Source organism: Catenuloplanes atrovinosus (assembly GCF_031458235.1).
GTDB classification, from domain to species: Bacteria; Actinomycetota; Actinomycetes; order Mycobacteriales; family Micromonosporaceae; genus Catenuloplanes; species Catenuloplanes atrovinosus.
Window position 1 is genome coordinate 3,114,092 of the sequence record NZ_JAVDYB010000001.1, and the last position, 17,087, is coordinate 3,131,178.

General features: G+C 71.0%; 17 protein-coding genes. 6 read left to right on the forward strand and 11 right to left on the reverse strand.

Annotated elements, in window-relative coordinates; translation table 11 throughout:
* Window positions 1-34: 34 nt before the first annotated feature.
* Entirely contained in the window at window positions 35-1,576 is a 1,542-nt protein-coding gene (locus tag J2S41_RS13955) for a competence protein CoiA family protein (RefSeq protein WP_310367715.1), read from the reverse strand.
* A gap of 218 nt (window positions 1,577-1,794) precedes the next feature.
* Window positions 1,795-2,571 carry a hypothetical protein gene (locus tag J2S41_RS13960; protein WP_310367717.1) on the reverse strand — a complete coding sequence of 259 codons (777 nt, stop codon included), beginning with the start codon at window positions 2,569-2,571 and terminating at the stop codon, window positions 1,795-1,797.
* Window positions 2,572-2,632: 61 nt separating this feature from the next.
* Between J2S41_RS13960 and J2S41_RS13965 the strand changes: the two genes are divergently transcribed.
* Window positions 2,633-3,136 (forward strand): hypothetical protein, encoded by a 504-nt coding sequence (locus J2S41_RS13965; protein ID WP_310367719.1) that lies wholly within the window; start codon window positions 2,633-2,635, stop codon window positions 3,134-3,136.
* Window positions 3,137-3,288: 152 nt separating this feature from the next.
* Here the strand turns inward: J2S41_RS13965 and J2S41_RS13970 are convergent, their stop codons facing one another.
* The 5 genes from J2S41_RS13970 to J2S41_RS13990 form a co-directional block, all read right to left on the reverse strand.
* Window positions 3,289-4,887: an ABC transporter permease gene (locus tag J2S41_RS13970; protein WP_310367721.1), complete on the reverse strand. Its 1,599-nt coding sequence runs from the start codon at window positions 4,885-4,887 to the stop codon at window positions 3,289-3,291.
* A 35-nt stretch (window positions 4,888-4,922) separates the two neighbouring features.
* Entirely contained in the window at window positions 4,923-5,816 is an 894-nt protein-coding gene (locus J2S41_RS13975) for an ABC transporter ATP-binding protein (RefSeq protein ID WP_310367724.1), read from the reverse strand.
* Window positions 5,817-5,916: 100 nt separating this feature from the next.
* Window positions 5,917-7,224: a Na+/H+ antiporter NhaA gene (gene nhaA / locus J2S41_RS13980; protein ID WP_310367727.1), complete on the reverse strand. Its 1,308-nt coding sequence runs from the start codon at window positions 7,222-7,224 to the stop codon at window positions 5,917-5,919.
* A gap of 103 nt (window positions 7,225-7,327) precedes the next feature.
* Complete coding sequence (locus J2S41_RS13985) at window positions 7,328-8,614, reverse strand: glycosyltransferase (protein ID WP_310367729.1); 1,287 nt, start codon at window positions 8,612-8,614, stop codon at window positions 7,328-7,330.
* 51 nt (window positions 8,615-8,665) lie between these two features.
* Entirely contained in the window at window positions 8,666-9,328 is a 663-nt protein-coding gene (locus J2S41_RS13990) for a DUF998 domain-containing protein (protein ID WP_310367732.1), read from the reverse strand.
* A gap of 365 nt (window positions 9,329-9,693) precedes the next feature.
* On the opposite strand from J2S41_RS13990, the gene J2S41_RS13995 reads away from it, so the two are divergent.
* Entirely contained in the window at window positions 9,694-10,470 is a 777-nt protein-coding gene (locus J2S41_RS13995; protein ID WP_310367734.1) for an alpha/beta fold hydrolase, read from the forward strand.
* Window positions 10,471-10,539: 69 nt separating this feature from the next.
* Here the strand turns inward: J2S41_RS13995 and J2S41_RS14000 are convergent, their stop codons facing one another.
* Window positions 10,540-10,935 (reverse strand): response regulator, encoded by a 396-nt coding sequence (locus J2S41_RS14000; RefSeq protein WP_310367736.1) that lies wholly within the window; start codon window positions 10,933-10,935, stop codon window positions 10,540-10,542.
* A gap of 190 nt (window positions 10,936-11,125) precedes the next feature.
* Between J2S41_RS14000 and J2S41_RS14005 the strand changes: the two genes are divergently transcribed.
* The 3 genes from J2S41_RS14005 (at window position 11,126) to J2S41_RS14015 (ending at window position 14,967) form a co-directional block, all read left to right on the forward strand.
* Window positions 11,126-12,139, forward strand: coding sequence for a PP2C family protein-serine/threonine phosphatase (locus tag J2S41_RS14005; RefSeq protein WP_310367739.1), 1,014 nt, complete (start codon window positions 11,126-11,128; stop codon window positions 12,137-12,139).
* 620 nt (window positions 12,140-12,759) lie between these two features.
* Entirely contained in the window at window positions 12,760-13,893 is a 1,134-nt protein-coding gene (locus J2S41_RS14010; RefSeq protein WP_310367741.1) for a tyrosine-type recombinase/integrase, read from the forward strand.
* Window positions 13,894-14,784: 891 nt separating this feature from the next.
* On the forward strand, window positions 14,785-14,967 hold the full coding sequence (locus J2S41_RS14015) for a hypothetical protein (protein ID WP_310367744.1): 183 nt from the start codon (window positions 14,785-14,787) through the stop codon (window positions 14,965-14,967).
* A gap of 244 nt (window positions 14,968-15,211) precedes the next feature.
* Here the strand turns inward: J2S41_RS14015 and J2S41_RS14020 are convergent, their stop codons facing one another.
* Window positions 15,212-15,901: a TetR/AcrR family transcriptional regulator gene (locus tag J2S41_RS14020; RefSeq protein ID WP_310367747.1), complete on the reverse strand. Its 690-nt coding sequence runs from the start codon at window positions 15,899-15,901 to the stop codon at window positions 15,212-15,214.
* A gap of 23 nt (window positions 15,902-15,924) precedes the next feature.
* Here J2S41_RS14020 and J2S41_RS14025 point away from each other — a divergent pair, with 23 nt between their 5' ends.
* Complete coding sequence (locus tag J2S41_RS14025) at window positions 15,925-16,362, forward strand: nuclear transport factor 2 family protein (protein WP_310367750.1); 438 nt, start codon at window positions 15,925-15,927, stop codon at window positions 16,360-16,362.
* Window positions 16,363-16,453: 91 nt separating this feature from the next.
* Here J2S41_RS14025 and J2S41_RS14030 read toward each other — a convergent pair whose 3' ends face one another.
* Window positions 16,454-16,642 carry a hypothetical protein gene (locus tag J2S41_RS14030; protein ID WP_310367751.1) on the reverse strand — a complete coding sequence of 63 codons (189 nt, stop codon included), beginning with the start codon at window positions 16,640-16,642 and terminating at the stop codon, window positions 16,454-16,456.
* A gap of 49 nt (window positions 16,643-16,691) precedes the next feature.
* On the reverse strand, window positions 16,692-17,084 hold the full coding sequence (locus J2S41_RS14035; protein WP_310367754.1) for a hypothetical protein: 393 nt from the start codon (window positions 17,082-17,084) through the stop codon (window positions 16,692-16,694).
* Between the last annotated feature and the right edge of the window lie 3 nt (window positions 17,085-17,087).

Consider the following 17,087-nt stretch of genomic DNA (forward strand, 5'->3'; position numbering starts at 1 on the left):
AGCCGACACGACTCCGACCGTCGGCACCTACGGATCAGGACGGCCACTGCGAGGAGAGCGGCACCGCAGCCGTGGCCGCGATGTCCCACCACCAGGGATCGCCGTTCACGATCACGCAGGGCGGTGAGTCGTTCATACGGCGGAGCTGGCCGAGGCCGTCGCCGGGCATCAGGATGGTTTGACTGTGGCCGTTGACCACCAGGGTCCATCCGAACAGGCCGTCCTGGTCGATGGACGGGTCCCGCATCGGCCTACCGACCGCGACGGGGTACATGCCGGGCCTGCCATACGCCCGCGCGCGGGTCTCGGCCTCCAGTAATGCCCGGTCGCGCACCTCCTCAACGAATACGTGCATGTTCGCGATGGCCACCTCCAACCGGACGCTGGCGGTCCGAAACCCGGATATGACCGGCTGGACGGCGTGATCCGGCCCGGCCGGAGTACGGATGTCGGCCAGGTCGCTCGGGCGCGGCAGCTCGGGACGGCCGCCATGTGCGTCGGCCGGCCGGGTGCCGGTGGACGGCTCGCAGACGCGAGCCGTTGACCGGTTGCTGGTGGCTACCGGGGGCGGCCGTTCCGCCGTACCGACATCGCCGCCGCGTTCGGTGACCACTTTGTCGTAGTCCTCGGCGGGGATCCACGTGATCCGGCGAGGCCGGACCGGGTAGGGCCGCCAGGTGTCGTTGAGGATGCCCTCCAGCAGGTGGTCGAGGTGCGGCGCGGCGACGCAGGGGAACCGGGCGTTCGGGTCGGGCCGGTAGGCGTGCGGGTTGAACGTGGGATACAGGTGTCTGCGGCCGCACGTCGCTAGTCGCTTGGTCACGGGACAGCGGGTGGTGCCGCTCCACACGTCGGTCCATCCGCAGCGTTGCTCCTCGAAGAGCGTCCAGCCGGATATCACCTTCAGCTGAGGGCTGCGATGCTGCCGGTACAGGCGGTGGTCATCGAGCGCGGGCACCGCGAGGTGGGGCACCATGCGGAGGAAGTCGACATCGGCGGAGTCGCGGTCGGTTGTCCATACGACGCGGTTACCGGCGCCGGCGAGCGCTTTCTGCCGGCGGACGACGTCCTTGGCCGGGAGAGTGGTGTGCTGGATCTCCCCCGCCACGGTCAGCCGGGTGCCGACCGCCAGCACGTCGGGGCGGCGCCTCGCGCGGGGACGCCAGGTCTCGACGGTGACGGCGGTCGCGCCCGCCATCTCCCAGGTGCGGGCCTCACGCTCTTTCAGGGCTTTGTGGATGTCGCTTTCGGGCATGTGTTCGGCGTGCGGGGACCGGCAGTTCTCGTGCCGAAACGTCGGCCCGTACCGACCGTTGACGAAGGTCATCCAGACGGGTGCCGGTGGTCTGCCCTGTTCAGCGTTCACGCGCATGCACAGCAGGCAGAGCAGCTTCTGCCCGCTGGCGCCGTGTGGCCGATCGTCGGCTACCTGCTCGCGCAGGCCGGTGCGGTCGGGGTGGCCCCAGTCAGATTCCCTGGGCTGGATTTCGATGCCGGCGGGGAGGTAGAAAACACCGTCAGAGAACTGGCGCGGGTCGATATCCCAGGTGGTGCGCGGCGAAGAGACGGCGGACACGTTCCTCCTATGAGGTGCGTGTTGCGGCGTGGGCGGCTTCGGGAGCGGGAACGGCCACGACTGTCTCCCATGGTGGCACGCTGATGCACCGCGTGCCGGGGCGTCGTCGGCGTCTTCGGATAGCGGTGTGGTCGGTCGGTCCTGCGTCCGTCAGCGCGGATGCAGGACCGGCATCACCAGATCGACGCGGCCCTGCCTATCGGATCCGGGGCCGCCGGTCAGCGGTACATCGACATCATCTCGGCGGCCTGGGCCGCCTGCTGGGCGGCCTGCGGCAAAGTCCGGCTGACCTGCGCCAACTGGCCGGCCACGTCCGGCAGGCTCAGCGAGCTGAGGATCTCCGCGGCCTGGGAGAGCCGGGTCGCGCTCGATGGCAGGTTGATGAGGCTGAGGATCTCCGCGGCCTGGGAGAGGGTCAGGGCGGTCTGCCGGTCGGGCGCGCCCGCGGTGTCCTGCATAACGGTGATGATCTGCTTGAGGTCGGCGAGGTTCTGGCGGGTCACCGTGCCGGTCCGTTCGAGCTGGGTGGCGAGGTCTTCCAGGCGTTTGAGCGGCGGGGAGAAGACCTCGGTGAGCAGGTCAGTAAGGTCGTCCTCGTCGATGCTGCCCAGGGCGGCCAGAGCTTGCCGGTTGCCGCCCTCGTGGAGGCGTTTCCAGTCGAGGAGGGTTTCGGGCGGGAAGTCACGCTCGCCGGTCTTCTTGTCGTCGACCAGGCTGTGGTGCGGGGTGCAGAGCAGCAGCAGGTACTTGAAGGAGTCCCGGTCCGGGATGTTCTCCCGGTACCGAGGCGCTTTCGGGCGTACGCCGTAGACGTGCGCGACCTGCGCGTTCTTCTTGTAGATGCCCGGCATGACCTCGACGACGACCGGCGCGGTGCAACGGGGCGCGTAGCAGACGCCGTTGCTCAGTGCCCAGACGGCGGCTTCCGTGGCAGCGGCGATGGCCTTCCGCTTGCCGTCCGGTGCCGGCGTGGACGAGAGAGGTGAAGTAGTCATGCTCGCGAGTATGTACGGAGGGTATGACAAAACCGCCCCCAAGATCACTTAAAGTGATCGTTTGGGTGGATGCCCGGCCGCCGATGACGATCAGCGCGGCCCTCGGCAGGCGTCAGAGGGCCACGTCTGGTACTGCGCCGTCCCGGTCGCCCTCGTCCAGAGGGCACATCGCGCGTACCTGCACGCCGCCGACGCGGTCCTCGCCGCCCGGCACCCGCACCAGGATCCGGCCGATCCGGTCACGGCCCGAGTCACGGCCGACATCTACCTCGCGCTGCCCGACAGCGAACGCGACGCCATCACCCACACCGTCGCCAGCCGGCTCGGCGACGACTGGCTCGGACCCCGCCACAGCAACGCCGACACCCTGATCACCGCCCCGGCCTACGCCGCACACCTGCACACCGCACTCGTCGAACGCTGCCACCTCCTCTCCGGGCCCGGCCCGGTGCCGCTGCCGGTGCCGACTGCGCCCGTGGTGGCACCGCGTGCGGCCCGGCAGATCCAGGTGGCCGTGCCGATGGAGCACCAACAGCCGCAGGCCGGCGTCCACCTCACCTACTGAAATCAGCACCACCCGGACCGGGGGTCACAGCACCGCGGCATCAAGCCGCGCCGTTCCACCGTGCCCGCGACATCGGCCCGCGCCGCTCACCTCCCTGACGGGGGCCTGGATCACCAAGTCGCTCCGCGTTCAGCACGCTGGTCATGGCGGTGTCAGAGGCGCAAGTCCCGTCGACGGTAGGCGATCGCTCCTGCAGTAGTCATGACCACCGCGATGCCGACCATCACCAGTGTGGTCGGCCAGGACGCGTCGCTGAGCGGTACGGGTGCCAGGTGCGCGAACGGTGAGATGTCGCGTATCCAGGTCGGTGCTGCGACGCTTTCGGCTACGACCAGCAGCAGGAATCCGCCGACGGTGGGAATGCCGCCGAGAGGTCCGGTCCAGCGGGGCGCCCAGCCGGCCGCGAACACCGCCGCGCCAAGGCTGAGCAACACGATCGGCAGCACGTTCCAGGTGCCGCGCAGCGCGTCGTTGATGGGCAGCTCGCCGCCGATCGCGGTGACTCCCAGCCAGGTCGCCAGGCCGGTGCCGGTGATCAGAATCGCCGCGGCTGCGGCGGTGACGGCGATCTCGGCACCGATCAGCCGGATTCGGCTGATCGGCTGACTGGCGAGCAAGGTCAGCTGCCGGTCGGACTCGGCCGCTACGAAGGCGGTCATCCGGGCGGTGACGAAGCCACCGACCGGCATGGCGAGGATCGCGAACAGTGTCGCGGTGAACCCGGCGATGCTGCCCAGCCCGTCGAAGCCGACCTGTGAGGCCTCGCCGGCCAGGGCCGGGTTGTCACGCAGGAAATCGATGACCGATACCGCGGTCAGCCCGATCAGCAGGTAGTAGGCGCCGATGCCGATCATCCAGCCGGTCAGCGGCCGCAGGACCCGGCGTACCGCGAACAGCGCCACATTCCCCAACAGCAGCGTCCGGGGACGCCGTCCCGCAGCCGTAGCGAGCACCCCGCCGCGGGCGTCGCGCCGGCGGGCCACGGCGAGCGCCAGCACCGTAACAAGCGCGGTCGCGGCGGCCAGCAGCAGCAGCGGCACGACACGGTCGTGGACGTAGGGCCCGCTGAGCGACAGCAGCCCGAACGGTGATAGCCATTGCAGCCAGCCGAGCGCGGTGACCCCGTCTCCGATCATCCGGGCCAGCAGGCCGACGCCCAGGACCGCCACGGCTGTCCCGGTCGCGGGCGGGCGGGCGGGGAAGACCTGGGCGGCCAGCGCGGCCACCGCGACGAAGAACATCCCGAGCAAGCCGGTGCCGGCGCCGTGCACCACCGCGCCCGCCGGTGCGGTGCCGGACAGCAGCAGAACGGCCGTGATGGCGGTTCCGGTGGCGGCCCCGACCGCCATCAAGGGTGCCAGGTGGCGCAGCAGGACGGCGGGGCCGGGTACCCGGCCGGACAGCAACAGATCCCAGCGCCCGGCGTCCTCCTCGCCGCGGGTGATCCGGGTGGTCGCCAGGATCGCCCAGGCGCCGAGCAGGACCGCGATGACGGTACCGACCCGCCACACGGTGAACCCGCCGGCGGTGTCGAGCCCGATCGGTACGCCGAACAGTGTCCGGATCGCCGGGTTGCCGGCCAGAGCCTGCAGACTCCCGGCTGCCGCCGGGTCGGCCATGACCTGCGAGTAGGTGGCGGCGACCATCGCGGTCATTCCGGCGGCCAGCCCGGCGACGATGAGGGCGCCGCGCCGGATCTGACGGACGGCCAGCCACGTGACAGCCCGGCCCGGCGCGGGCTGCGATGTCATCCGGAACCCAGCCGGGGCGGGGCGGGTGCTGAGGCTCATCGGGCCGTCCCCGTCCCGTAGTAGTCGAGGAAGATCTCCTCCAGGCTGGGCTCCCGCATGGTCAGGGCGGTGACCTCTGCGGCGGCGAGCGCCCGCAGCGCGGGAGCGGGCTGGCCGGTCAGGGTGAACCGCAGCCGTCGTTCTCCGGCCGCCTCGATCGTCTCGACGCCGGGGATCATGCTCAGATCGGGTGCGCTGCCGGTGTAGTTGATTGTCACTTCGGACCGATGCAGACCTCGTAGGTCGCTGATCGTGGAGACGTCGGCGAGCCGGCCGGCGCGCAGGATGGCGACCCGGTCGCAGACCGCCTCGACCTCGGCGAGCTGGTGCGAGCTGAGAAAGACGCTCTGCCCGCGCCCGCGCGCCTCGGCGACCGCGGCCCGGAACTGCTGCTCCATCAGCGGGTCCAGGCCGCTGGTCGGCTCGTCCAGCACCAGCAGCGGAGCGCGGGTGGCGAACGCGGCGACCAGCGCGACCTTCTGCCGGTTGCCGGTGGAGTAGGTACGCGCCGGCCGGGACGGGTCCAGATCGAACCGTTCGACCAGGGCGTCGCGGTAGGCGATGTCGGTGCCCGGGCCGGTGCGGGCCAGCAGGTGCAGGATCTCCGCGCCGGTCAGCTGCGGCCACAGCGCCACGTCAGCCGGCACGTACGCCAGGTGCCGGTGCGCGCGGGCGACGTCGGCCGCGTCGACGCCGGCGATCAGTGCCCGTCCGGCGGTCGGGCGGGCCAGGCCGAGGATCATGCGGATCGTGGTGGATTTCCCGGCGCCGTTGGGGCCGAGGAAGCCGAAGACCTCACCGGCGCCGACGTCGAGGGAGAGGTCGTCGACGGCGGTCAGCCGGCCGTACCGTTTGGTGAGGTTGATGGTGCGCAGCACGGACTCGTCCATCGGAGGAAGCCCTTCGGTCGCAAGCGGATCATGACCGCCGACCAGACTTCCCGGCACACCTGTTGCTCACCGTACTCCCGCCCGCACCGGCGGGGAAGTGTCAGGACCGCGACTCGCCCTGGTACACGTCCGGGACACCGTCGGCGTCGGCGTCGCGTTCCTCGATCTCGTGCAGTCGCCGGTGGTGCCGGTTCCGTACGCGCAGCACCACGGTCGCCAGCAGCGCCGAGAGGAACGAGCCGGCCAGGATGCCGATCCGGGCGTGCTCGTCCTTCACGCTGCCGGCCCCGAATGCCAGCTCACCGATCAGCAGCGACACCGTGAAGCCGATCCCGGCCAGCAGCGACAGGCCCAGCACGTCCCACCAGCCGAGCTGGTCGCCGAGCGTGGAGCGGGTGAACCGCTGCACCAGCCAGGTCGCGCCGAGCACGCCCACCGCCTTGCCGGCCACCAGCCCCACGACGATGCCGATAGTGACCGGGTCGCGCATGGTCGCGCCGAGTCCGCCCGCGCCGGCGACCGAGACGCCGGCGGCGAAGAACGCGAAGGCCGGCACCGCCACGCCCGCGGAGAGCGGCCGCCACCGGTGCTCGAAGTGCTCGGCCAGCCCCGGACCGTCGCCGCCGGCCCGGCGCACGACCGGGACGAGGAAGCCCAGCAGGACGCCGGCGACGGTGGCGTGGACGCCGGAGGCGTGCACCAGCGCCCACGCGGCGGCGGCCAGCGGCAGCAGCAGCCACCAGGAGCGGACCCGGCGCTGCACCAGGAACCCGAACAGCCCCAGCGGGACCAGCGCCGCCGCCAGCGGCAGCAGCTGAAGCGAGCTGGTGTAGAACACCGCGATGATCAGGATGGCGAGCAGGTCGTCGACGACCGCGAGGGTGAGCAGGAACGTGCGCAGCGCGGCCGGCAGATGCGAACCGACCACGGCGAGGACCGCGAGCGCGAACGCGATGTCGGTCGCGGTCGGCACCGCCCAGCCGGACAGCGCGCCACCGTCCGTGGTCGCGTTGATCGCGGTGTAGATAAGCGCGGGTACGGCCATGCCGCCGACCGCGGCCGCGATCGGCATGACGGCGCGGCGCGGGTCGCGCAGGTCACCGGCGACGAACTCGCGTTTGAGTTCCAGCCCGGCGACGAAGAAGAAGATCGCCAGCAGCCCGTCCGCCGCCCACTGCGCCAGCGTGAGGTCCAGGTGCAGCGCGTGCGGGCCGATCGTGACCTCGCTCAGCGTCCGGTACGCCTCCGACCAGGGCGAGTTCGCCCACAGCAGCGCCAGCACGGCCGCGCCCAGCAGCAGCGCGCCGCCGACTGTCTCCGCGCGCAGGATCTCGGCGATCCGCCGGGCCTCGGGCCAGCTGCGGCGGCCGAACAGGTGACGGGCGGGACGTGGCGGCACACCGGACATGAGACTCCCTCAGGAAGGCACGACGAAACCCATCGCCGACCAGCCTTCCCGGCACACCTGCCCCCAACCTACCGTGACCGGCCGGCCGGTGCAGCGGCACAGATCACCGGCGCACGCCCACGACCCGCTCCAATGCGTCGACAGCGTCCGCGGCACCGTTCTCCGCCCGGATCCGCTCGCCGAGCAGCCGCGCCGCCTCCGCCATCCCCGCGTCCCGGGCCGCCTGCCGGATCGCGGCGCCGAGCGCGGCCGCGTCCAGGCGGGTCTGCGGCACCGGTGGCGGGGCGACACCGAGCCGGTGCATGCGCCGGCCCCAGAACGGCTGGTCGGCCACGAACGGGCAGATCACCTGCGGGACACCGGCACGCGCGGCGGCCGCGGTCGTCCCGGCACCGCCGTGATGGACGATCACCGCGCACCGCGGGAACACCACCTCGTGCGGCACATCACCGGCGACGAACGCATGCCGGTCGGAGACGAACCGTTGCAAGCCGCCCCAGCCGCCGGCCACGATCCCGGGTACCCCGGCCAGGTCGAGGGCCTCCAGCACGGTACGGGTGACGGCGGCCGGAGCCGGGCCGGCCATGCTGCCGAACCCGACGAACACCGGCGCCTGCCGGCCGTCCAGCAGCGCCCGCACATGTGGTTCGACAGTCCCGCCGACGGTGGTGGCGGCCGGTGGGGTGAACCAGTAGCCGGTGACCCGCGCCGTGGCGGGCCAGTCCGCCGGTCGCGGCAGGACCGCCGGGCTGACCGCGTGCAGCACCGGCGCCGGCCCGCCGTCCGGGCGCCGCGCCGGATCGTGCCGGCCACGCCGCCGCGGCAGGCCCAGCCCGGCACGCCACCGGTCGACGGTCCGGCCGAACATCAACGCCGGCGCCTGCATCCCGACGTAGGTGGCCCGGTTCAGCCAACCAGGCAGCCGATCCGAGACGTCCTGGCCCGGCCACGGGAACTCACGGGTCGGCACGTACATCGGCAACGGCAGCCCCAGAACCGCGGGCACGCCGAGTTTCTCGGCCACGTGCTGCCCGGCGATCACCTGACCGTTGTGCACGACCACGTCCGCGCCGGCACCCTCGCCGGCCGAGGCCACCTGCCAGCAGTCGTCGAGGACCCGGCCGAACATCGCCGGCATCCGCCGCATGAGCGCCGCCTTCCCCCGGATCCCGCCCTTGGCGACGTCCTCGACGCCCGAACCGTCGTCCAGCACCCGCAGCGGCCCGTCGTCGAGCACAGCGAAGGGCACGGCGTGGACGGCGGCCAGTGCGGCGAACCGCGCAGGTGCCGCGACGAGCGCCTCGTGACCGCGGTGCCGCAGGTGGTGGGCGAGGGCGATGAACGGCTGCACATCGCCGCGGGTGCCCAGCGTCAGCATCAGAACCTTCATGGGTGAGCCCTTCGTCGCACGCAAAATGTCGCGCCGACCAGACTTCCCGGCTCACCGGCCGTCAGCGTACGCCCACGACGACCTGTCGCGCAGCATGGCGGCGCTGACCCAGCACAGTCCGCACGCCATCGACAGCAGTTCCAGCAGCCCGGCCGGCCCGGTGCCGATAACGTCGCGCTGCATCAGCCGGAACACCACCCCGGCCGCGACCGCCAGCCCTGTCACCGCCCAGGCCACTACCACGCACACGGTCGCCCACCGGAGGCGGCCGTGTCGCCGCGCGTTGCGGGCGGCGACGACGGCCGCGGCGATCGTCCCGACGAACAGCATCGTGCCGCCCACCTGGTGTGCCGCACCGGCCGCGCTGATCGCTTCCGGGGCGCCGGGCGGGTATCCCAGGGCCGGATCCGTCGGAAACACCCCCGCGACGACCAGGCCTACCGCCACCACACCCAGCAGACGCCACTGCCATACCGGTCCCGACACGGGCCGGCGGCCGGTCATCAGCACCGCCGCCAGCAGCAGCGCCCCGCAGATCGCGAACAGCAGGCGGATCATCATGCCGCCGTCACCCAAGGTGAGCTGGCTGACGCCATGACGCATCTGGTCATAGTCGTCTCGGGTCGCGCCGGCCCAGCACAGCCCGGCGAGCAGCAGCAGCGGACATACCGCACCGCAGACGAAGATCGCTCTCATCATCGTGACCGCGCGCATGGGAACTCCGACGCCGACCAGACTTCCCGGCACACCACTAGACGACATCGATTGCCGTGCACAGTAGACCAGCCGGGTGTGCCTTGTCACGACGCAGCTCACCGACGTCCCGGCCGGCGTGCGGCGGGCCGTCCGGCTGTGCGGTGTGGCACCCGTGTCGCGCACGACCGACCGCCGCCCGGGCGGCCGGTGGCAGGACGCCACGCTACGGTGAGGGGCAGGTGTGCCGGGAAGTCTGGTCGGCGTTCGATGACGCGACGCCACGACCGGAGACTGTCATGCCGGACCTGCACCGACCGACTCATACCATCCTTCTCCCTGACGGCGAGGTCGAGTACCGGCTGGAACGACGAGGCGTAGAGGTCGTGCTGGTGTTTCACGGCGGGCATGCGCGGGCCGGGCTGGCGATGGGCGAGGACGTCTACGCCGGCGCCGGCTACAGCATCCTGGCGCCGTCACGCCCCGGTTACGGCCGCACGCCGGTGTCCACCGGCCGGTCGGTCGGCGCGTACACCGATGTGGTCCGGGATCTATGCGCCCGGCTCGATATCACGCGGGTCGCGGCCGTGGTCGGTGTCTCCGGCGGCGGGCCGGTCGCGGCGACGATGGCCGCCCGGCATCCCGATCTCGTGGCACGCCTGATCCTCGTCAGCGCCGTCGGGTTCCTGCCGTACCCGGACCTCGGCACCCGGCTCGGCGCGCACGTCGCGTTCGCCTTCCCGGTGGAACGGCTGACCTGGGCCGCCGTCCACACGCTCGCGCGGCTCGCCCCGGACACCTGTCTGCGGCTCATGCTGGGACGCCTGTCCACCCGGCCGGCCGGGCAGGTGCTGGCCGCGCTGGACGCCAGCGCCCGCGCGGAGCTGCTAGACCTGTTCGCCCGCATGCGCTCGAGCCGGGGTTTCGTCAACGACCTACGCCCCGTACCGGATATCACCGACCGGATCGTCCAGCCCACCCTCGTCATCGCCACCCCCACCGACGGTGGGGTTCCCTACATCCACGCCCGTGCCCTGGCCGCCTCCATCCAGCGTGCGGTCCTGGTGCCCAGCATGGCGGACAGCCACTTCGTCTGGCTCGGCGCCGACTGGCCCGACATCACCCACCGGATCCGGGCGTTCCTGGCCACGAACGAGAGCTGACCACGCCGCCACGTCACATCGCCGCTCGCCCGTAGCCTTGGTCGAGCGGGCGTCCGCCACCGCGCATGGTCAGCTGCACGTAGATGTCGTGCCCGGCTGGTGCCCGGCCGTGAGGGCCCGTGCGACGCAGTTTCTCAGTTCGGTGAGGGTGAACGGCTTGCGGAGGCAGCTGGTCGCGTCTACCCGGACCATCCGTTCGTCGCCGGGGATGATCGAACCACTCATCAGGATGACCGGCACCCGTGCGAGTCGCGGGTCGGAGCGCAGCTTGGCGCACAGTGACAACCCGTCCATGACCGGCATGTCGATGTCGCTGACGAGCAGGTCGGGTGTCTGCGCCGCTGCCGCCTCCCAGGCCGCGTGGCCGTTGGCCGCGGCGGTGCAGCTGTGGCCGGCGCGGTGCAGACCGGCCATGACCACCATGCGGACGTCGTCATCGTCCTCGGCGACGAGGATCGAGGCCATGACAGAGTCCTTCCTCCGTTTCGTGCGGGCGGTCAGTACCGGAAGCCGCCGACGAGGGTGTTGAGGTCGCTGGACATGCGGGCGAGCTCTGGGCAACCTCGGCTGGGGCGAAGCCGACCTGGTCACCGGCCAGATCACCTGGTCGGACGAGCTGTACCGTATCTACGGCAGAGATCCCGCGCTCGGACCGATGCCCAGCGAGGAACAGAACGCGCTGACCGTGCCCGAGGACGAACCGATCCGCCGGCAGGCCGCCGAGGCGTTCGGCCGCGGCGACACCGTCGATGTCATCTACCGGGTGAGTATCGCCGGCCGGGTCAAACATCTGCGCACCATCGTCGACGCCGTCCGTGACGTGCAGGGCCGGCCGTTGAAGGTGTACGGCATCGTGCAGGATGTCACCGCCGTGGAAGCCGGCCGCGCGCGCCTGGCCCAGGTGGAACAGCTGCTGCGCGACCGTCAGCACGAGCTGGCCGCGGAACATCAGCTCGCCGTCCGGCTGCAGCAGATCATCCTGCCCGTGCCCGCCGAGCCGTTCGACCTGGCCGGGCTGCGGGTGGCGGTGCGCTATCTGCCCGCCGAGCAGGCCAGTCATGTCGGCGGGGACTGGTTCCACGCCGAGGCCGCCGCCGACGGCACGGTGGTCCTCGCCGTCGGGGACGTGACCGGGCACGGCATCCACGCTGCCGCCACCATGGTCCAACTGCGCCAGGCCCTCGCCGCGCTGACCGCCCTGACCACCACCGACCCCGCCCAGCTGCTGGCCTACCTCAACCGGCTGGTGCGCCGTGGCGGGCCTGCTGCTGACGCCGCCACTGCCGTGATCGCCCGCTATCATCCGGAGACCTGCACCTTGCAGTGGGCCCAAGCCGGCCATCCCGCCCCGCTGCACAGTCGCGCCGGCACCACCACTGAACTGGACCGCCCTCGCGGCATCCTGCTCGGCGCTGCACCCGACGCCACCTACGCCACCGCCACGACCACGATCGGCCCCGACGACGTGCTGTTGTTCTACACCGACGGGCTGATCGAACGCCGCGGCCGGTCACTCGCTGACGGCCTCGCCCCGGTCACCACCACCCTCAACCGGATCACCGGCAGCGGCACCCGCCAACCCCTGGCCGACATCCTCGGCCAGCTCGACCGGGCCAACCCCGACGACGACACCTGCATAATCGCCATTCGGCGCCTGCCCACCAACTGAGCCGGCGGCTGTCGCGGGCAGCCCGCTCGGTCAGCGCTGAAACACCCTGTTCGCGCGGTTACGACGCTCGACGCGTCGCCTGGCGTGATGGCACGGTCCTTGAGTCCCATCCATGGCCGGCGGGCGGTGCGGCCGACGCCGCACCGCCCGAGAAAGTACCGTTCAACACATGCTGCGATGGGATAGTCCAGCAGGTTGCCGCGACGTACCACCGTCATAGGGCACCGTGCAGCGGGTACGGTCACCTGCCCACATCCGCGATCGTGACGCATGGCCCGGCGCCCGAGATCATGATGGCGCGCATCCGACGGCCCGCCCTTGGCATCGGCTTTGTCGTGCCGTCGGCCAGCGAACCGCGGGAACGGTCGGGCAGACACGCGGCAGCAGCGTCTGCCCGGACGGTCGCCGCACCCGTCTCCTATGCTCACAGACGTGTCGCCGCAGCATGCCGCCCAGCCCGCCGCGACGGCCACCGGAATCGGCGCGGACCGCCGTTGCTGCGGGCGCAGCGGAAGGCGACAACCGCTGGCCGTAGCGCCGGGCGGTCGCGTGGCACCCGACGGGCGACACAGCGCGCACCGGACGCCAGTCCTCCGCACACCGACCGCGGGAGTCCGACCATGACCGACCTGCAGCCGACCGGCCAGCATGTCCCCGTGCCCGGGCAAGCCCGCCAGTCAGCGCTGGCGGACCGGATGCACCGCGTCGCCACGCTGGTCGCCGCGCTGCCCGGGCTGCCCGCCGACGACGGCACCCGCTACGGGGTGCGCCGGCTGACCGCGGCATGGCTGCTGGAGGCAGAGTCCCCGCACACCGAGAAGGCCTACGGCCGCGACCTGAGCACCTTCCTGCACTGGTGCGCCACCGAGCGACTGGACCCACTGACCGTTCGGCCCACCGACCTGGGCCAGTTCCGGACCTGGCGCGCCCAGCACGGCTACGACGGCCGGCCGGCGGCGGCCAGCACCGTCGCGCGGGCGCTAGCGGCGGTCGCCAGCTGGTACACCCACCTGATCGCCAACAGCGACGGGCTGGTGCGGCACAACCCGGTCGCCACCGTGAAACGGCCCAAGGTCAACCAGCACACGTCGCCGACCGCCGGGCTGACCATGACCGAGGTCGACGCGCTCCTGGCCGCCGCGGACGCCCAGGCAGCCAGCCGGGCCCCGGTCGCCGGCCGCACACCGACCGGACACGCCCGCTACCTGGCCGCGCTGCGCGACCGGGCGCTGCTGCGGTTACTGGCCGACCTCGGCCTGCGCATCAGCGAAGCCCTCGACCGTAACCTCGACGACCTGAGCCACAACGCCGGGCATCGCACCCTGCGCTACCGCGGCAAAGGCAACCTGCCCCGGGAACGGCCGCTGCCAGCCCACACCCTGCAAGCGCTGGATGAGTACCTCACCGCACGGGCCGCCTGCGCCGGCACGAGCACCGACCGGCTGACCGGGCCGTTGTTCGCCACCACCGGCGCCGCCGGCGACGGACGACTCGCCGAACCGAACGTGTTCCTGACCATCCGCCGCCTGGCCGGCCAGGCCGGTATCCCATCGGCGGGCCGGCTGTCCCCGCACTCGCTGCGGCACGCCTTCGCCACCGGCGCCCGCGACGCCGGCGTACCGCTGGAGGACGTGCAGGACGCCATGGGACACGCCGATCCGCGCACGACCCGCCGCTACGACCGGGACCGGCACAACATCGACCGGGACCCGGCGTTCCTGCTGGGCGCCCGCCGGGCCAGCCGGACGGCGTAACCGGTCAGCCCGACGGCACCAGCCCAGCAGCTGGCCGGCTGGCAGCGAACGCGAAGTTCTCCAAGTAGCGCACCAGCCGCACCAGCGGACCACCGGCAAGAAGGTTCCGAGCCGTAAGCGCGGGCTGGCGGTCAATACGCTGCGCTGATCATCGCGGTGAACGTGACCGCCCGAGAGCGCTCAGAAAACCAGCCGAAGTGATGCTTGATCATCCGTCGGAAACACACCACTGAAGATTCTTGACGCATGCTCACTGAAGTTTCACGTCGTGCTCACTGAAGTCTCGTGACCGCTGCAACTGCAGAAGCAGTGTCGTTCGACAAAACCCTAACGATCACCGCCGCATGCCCTGTCCGGGCCGTCAGCCATGCGCAGCGGTCCGGACAACATAACTGTCATTATGGTGTGATGAGCCTGGCGCCCGTTATGTCCGTTTCTGCGAGCCGGTCGGTATTAATGAATTATCGGAAATTGCAATACCGTAATCACGGCGGCATTGTGGGGCCGGACTGTCGGAGCTCGGTAGGCCCGCCCGTGGTTTCCAGACCAAAACAACGCAAGCAGTTGATCTAGGGCATCACCTGGGACGACTTCCTTAAGGCAGCCGGTTTGCCGGGCGCCGTTTTCCGTGGTCCCGGTCGGTGGGAGGCAAGGTCAGCGGCGGTGCTCGTCGTTCTCGGCGGTGATGCGGGCGGAAGTTTCCTAGCCGGGCCGGACGTAGATACCGAGGGTGGCCAGGTGCCGGTGGCGGGACTTGGCCTGCAATTCGGAGGCGCTGCGGCCCTTAGCTGCCAGGGGGTCAGCCCGGAGTGGCGCAGCTGGCGCCGTGCGGATCGTGGAGCTTGGACGCCTGCTTGAACAGGAACTCGGCGCGCGGGTAGGACCGCGCAGATGCTGATCCGGGGCGGGTGTTCATTCTGGGCCGGGCTGGCCGTCGACGCCACGGTGGCCCCGGTGTGGGGCATCCTGCCGGAGAAGTTCACCGCCCGCCCGCAGTGGCGCCGCACCATGCAGCGGGTCTCCGCCGTCGTGTCCGGCGGCCTGGCCGCCCGCTTAGTGATCGAAATCAGGTGACGGCCCGGCAAAGCTGGTGACCAGCACCGACGAAAACCGACGCCGCCTCGGTGCTCGCAAACGGATTCGCCCCGCGCCCAGTCCGGTCGCAGGGCGGATCCGTTCAGGCCGGTCGTTCGCCCGTGCCCGATCCCGCGAGACGTCGCGACCGGTGGCTGGCGGCGGCGAGCTGACGCAGTTCGTCCTCGACCTCATGGCTGGTGCGGCGTAAGCAAGCCATGTCGAGGCCAGATGTTTCTGTGGATCAGCATCGCTCCTCAGCGGATGGTTCACGAAGTGCGGCCAGCACGACGCCGTCGATGATCGAGAGCATGAACTCCTCGTCGACGACCTGCTGCATGAAGAACGCGCGGTAGGCCGCCATCGACGGAATCACCCGCGCCAGAGCGTCAAGGCTGTGCGGCGGGGCGTACTCGCCCCGATCGACGGCCCGCTGGATCAGGAACCGGTACGCGGCCGTCGACGGGTCGACGATTGCCTTGATCACGGCGTCCACGGCCCCGGGAGTGCGGGTGATCATGGCCGAGACACTGCTCAGGATGCGCAGACGCCGCTCGCTGCCGCCCATCCAGTTCGGGTCCAGCAGAGCCAGGAAGTCCGAGCGCAGTGTGCCGGTGTCCGGCAGGCCCTCCGGGCCCAGGTCGGCCGAGTCGGTGCAGGCGATGGCGGCCAGGATCAGCTCGTCCTTGCCTTCCCAGCGGCGGTAGATGGTGTGCCTTCCCGCTCCGGCCCGAGCCGCGACCAACTCGATGGTGACGTCGGCGTAGTCCGTCTCCGCGAGCACGTCGAGGGTGGCCTGCAGGATCTGCGCGTCTTTCTCAGGGTCGCGCCGGCGTCCGGCCTTGCCCGCCGTGGGAGTGCTGGTCATCCCGTGATGGTACGCACCATCGATTGCGGCACTGATCAGTGCCGTATTAGCGTCGGAGCGTCCCACCGATCCGATCCAGGAGAACCTTCATGCCCAGCAACGACGTTCAGGAACTGCTCGACCGCGCCGCCATCACCGACACGCTGTACCGGATCGCCCGCGCGATGGACAGCAAGGACTGGGACCTGCTCGCGGCCGGCTACACCGAGGATGCCCAGGGCGACTACGTCAACGCGGCCGCCAGCGGGCGTACGGAGATCGTCGAGGGCACCCGGGCTTTCCTGGGGTCGCTCGATGCGACCCATCACGCCGTGCACAACATCGAGGTCAGCATCGACGGCGACGTCGCCACCACCCACGCCACGATGACGGCCCAGCATGTGCGGGGTGGAGAGCAGTTCCTGCTGGGCGGCACCTATGACGACACCTTCCGGCGCACCGAGCAGGGCTGGCAGATCAGCAACCGCCGCATCCGGGGCCTCTGGAGCACCGGGGACCCGGCCGTTCTCACGGTGCCTGTCTCCTGAGTCGATCGGTGCATGAGGGCGTGTTCGGCGGACCACGACGCTGGCCGGTGGCGGTCCGCCGAACACGTCCTACGTGGCTGGTGAGGGACGGTCAGCTGCCCGCCCCGCCGGTCTCGGCCATCCGCAGGGGCCGGTAGCCGTCGGTGTCAAGCTGGGCGAGTTCGCCGCCGATGTCGACGGAGTGGGTGCCGTAGAAGTGCACGTTCTCGTGGTGGGTCGGCCAGATGCGCGCCAGCACCTCGCCGTCGACCTGGCGGCCGGTGCGGCGCAGAGCGGCCACGCCGAGGCCGTGACACTCCGTGGACCAGCAGACGCCGCCGGCTACGAGGCTAGGGCGCCCGCAATCCGTCCAACGGGACCGTGAATTCGATCGCCAACGGGAGGATCACGAACTCGGCGACGGAACCGTCGGGAATGCGCGTGCCGAAGCCGCGAAAACGAACGGTCTCGAAGACGCCCCGCTTGGTGATTTTCTCGCTGACCGATCCGGCGATTTCGGGCCCGTCGCCGGCACGCGCCGTCGCGCGGACGGGGAATTCCTCGCGCGCCATCAGGTCCCACGCCGGATCGGTCAGGAAATCGTGTCCGCTCCTGGAGGAGACCTCCAGGAGCGTGACGAGGTCACCGTGGGGGCTCAGCACGAATCCGGAGTGCCACACCAGAAAGCCGTCACGATCGTGCACGGTCTGTGGAGGCGCTGCCATTACCGGAGCCGATTCCACGGG

Coding starts and splice junctions, on each gene's coding strand:
- J2S41_RS13960 (WP_310367717.1), bottom strand. CDS start 2,571: ATGACTACTTCACCTCTCTCGTCCACGCCGGCACCGGACGGCAAGCGG.
- J2S41_RS13970 (WP_310367721.1), bottom strand. CDS start 4,887: ATGACATCGCAGCCCGCGCCGGGCCGGGCTGTCACGTGGCTGGCCGTC.
- J2S41_RS13975 (WP_310367724.1), bottom strand. CDS start 5,816: ATGGACGAGTCCGTGCTGCGCACCATCAACCTCACCAAACGGTACGGC.
- nhaA (WP_310367727.1), bottom strand. CDS start 7,224: ATGTCCGGTGTGCCGCCACGTCCCGCCCGTCACCTGTTCGGCCGCCGC.
- J2S41_RS13985 (WP_310367729.1), bottom strand. CDS start 8,614: ATGAAGGTTCTGATGCTGACGCTGGGCACCCGCGGCGATGTGCAGCCG.
- J2S41_RS13990 (WP_310367732.1), bottom strand. CDS start 9,328: ATGCGCGCGGTCACGATGATGAGAGCGATCTTCGTCTGCGGTGCGGTA.
- J2S41_RS14000 (WP_310367736.1), bottom strand. CDS start 10,935: ATGGCCTCGATCCTCGTCGCCGAGGACGATGACGACGTCCGCATGGTG.
- J2S41_RS14005 (WP_310367739.1), top strand. CDS start 11,126: ATGCCCAGCGAGGAACAGAACGCGCTGACCGTGCCCGAGGACGAACCG.
- J2S41_RS14010 (WP_310367741.1), top strand. CDS start 12,760: ATGACCGACCTGCAGCCGACCGGCCAGCATGTCCCCGTGCCCGGGCAA.
- J2S41_RS14015 (WP_310367744.1), top strand. CDS start 14,785: ATGCTGATCCGGGGCGGGTGTTCATTCTGGGCCGGGCTGGCCGTCGAC.
- J2S41_RS14025 (WP_310367750.1), top strand. CDS start 15,925: ATGCCCAGCAACGACGTTCAGGAACTGCTCGACCGCGCCGCCATCACC.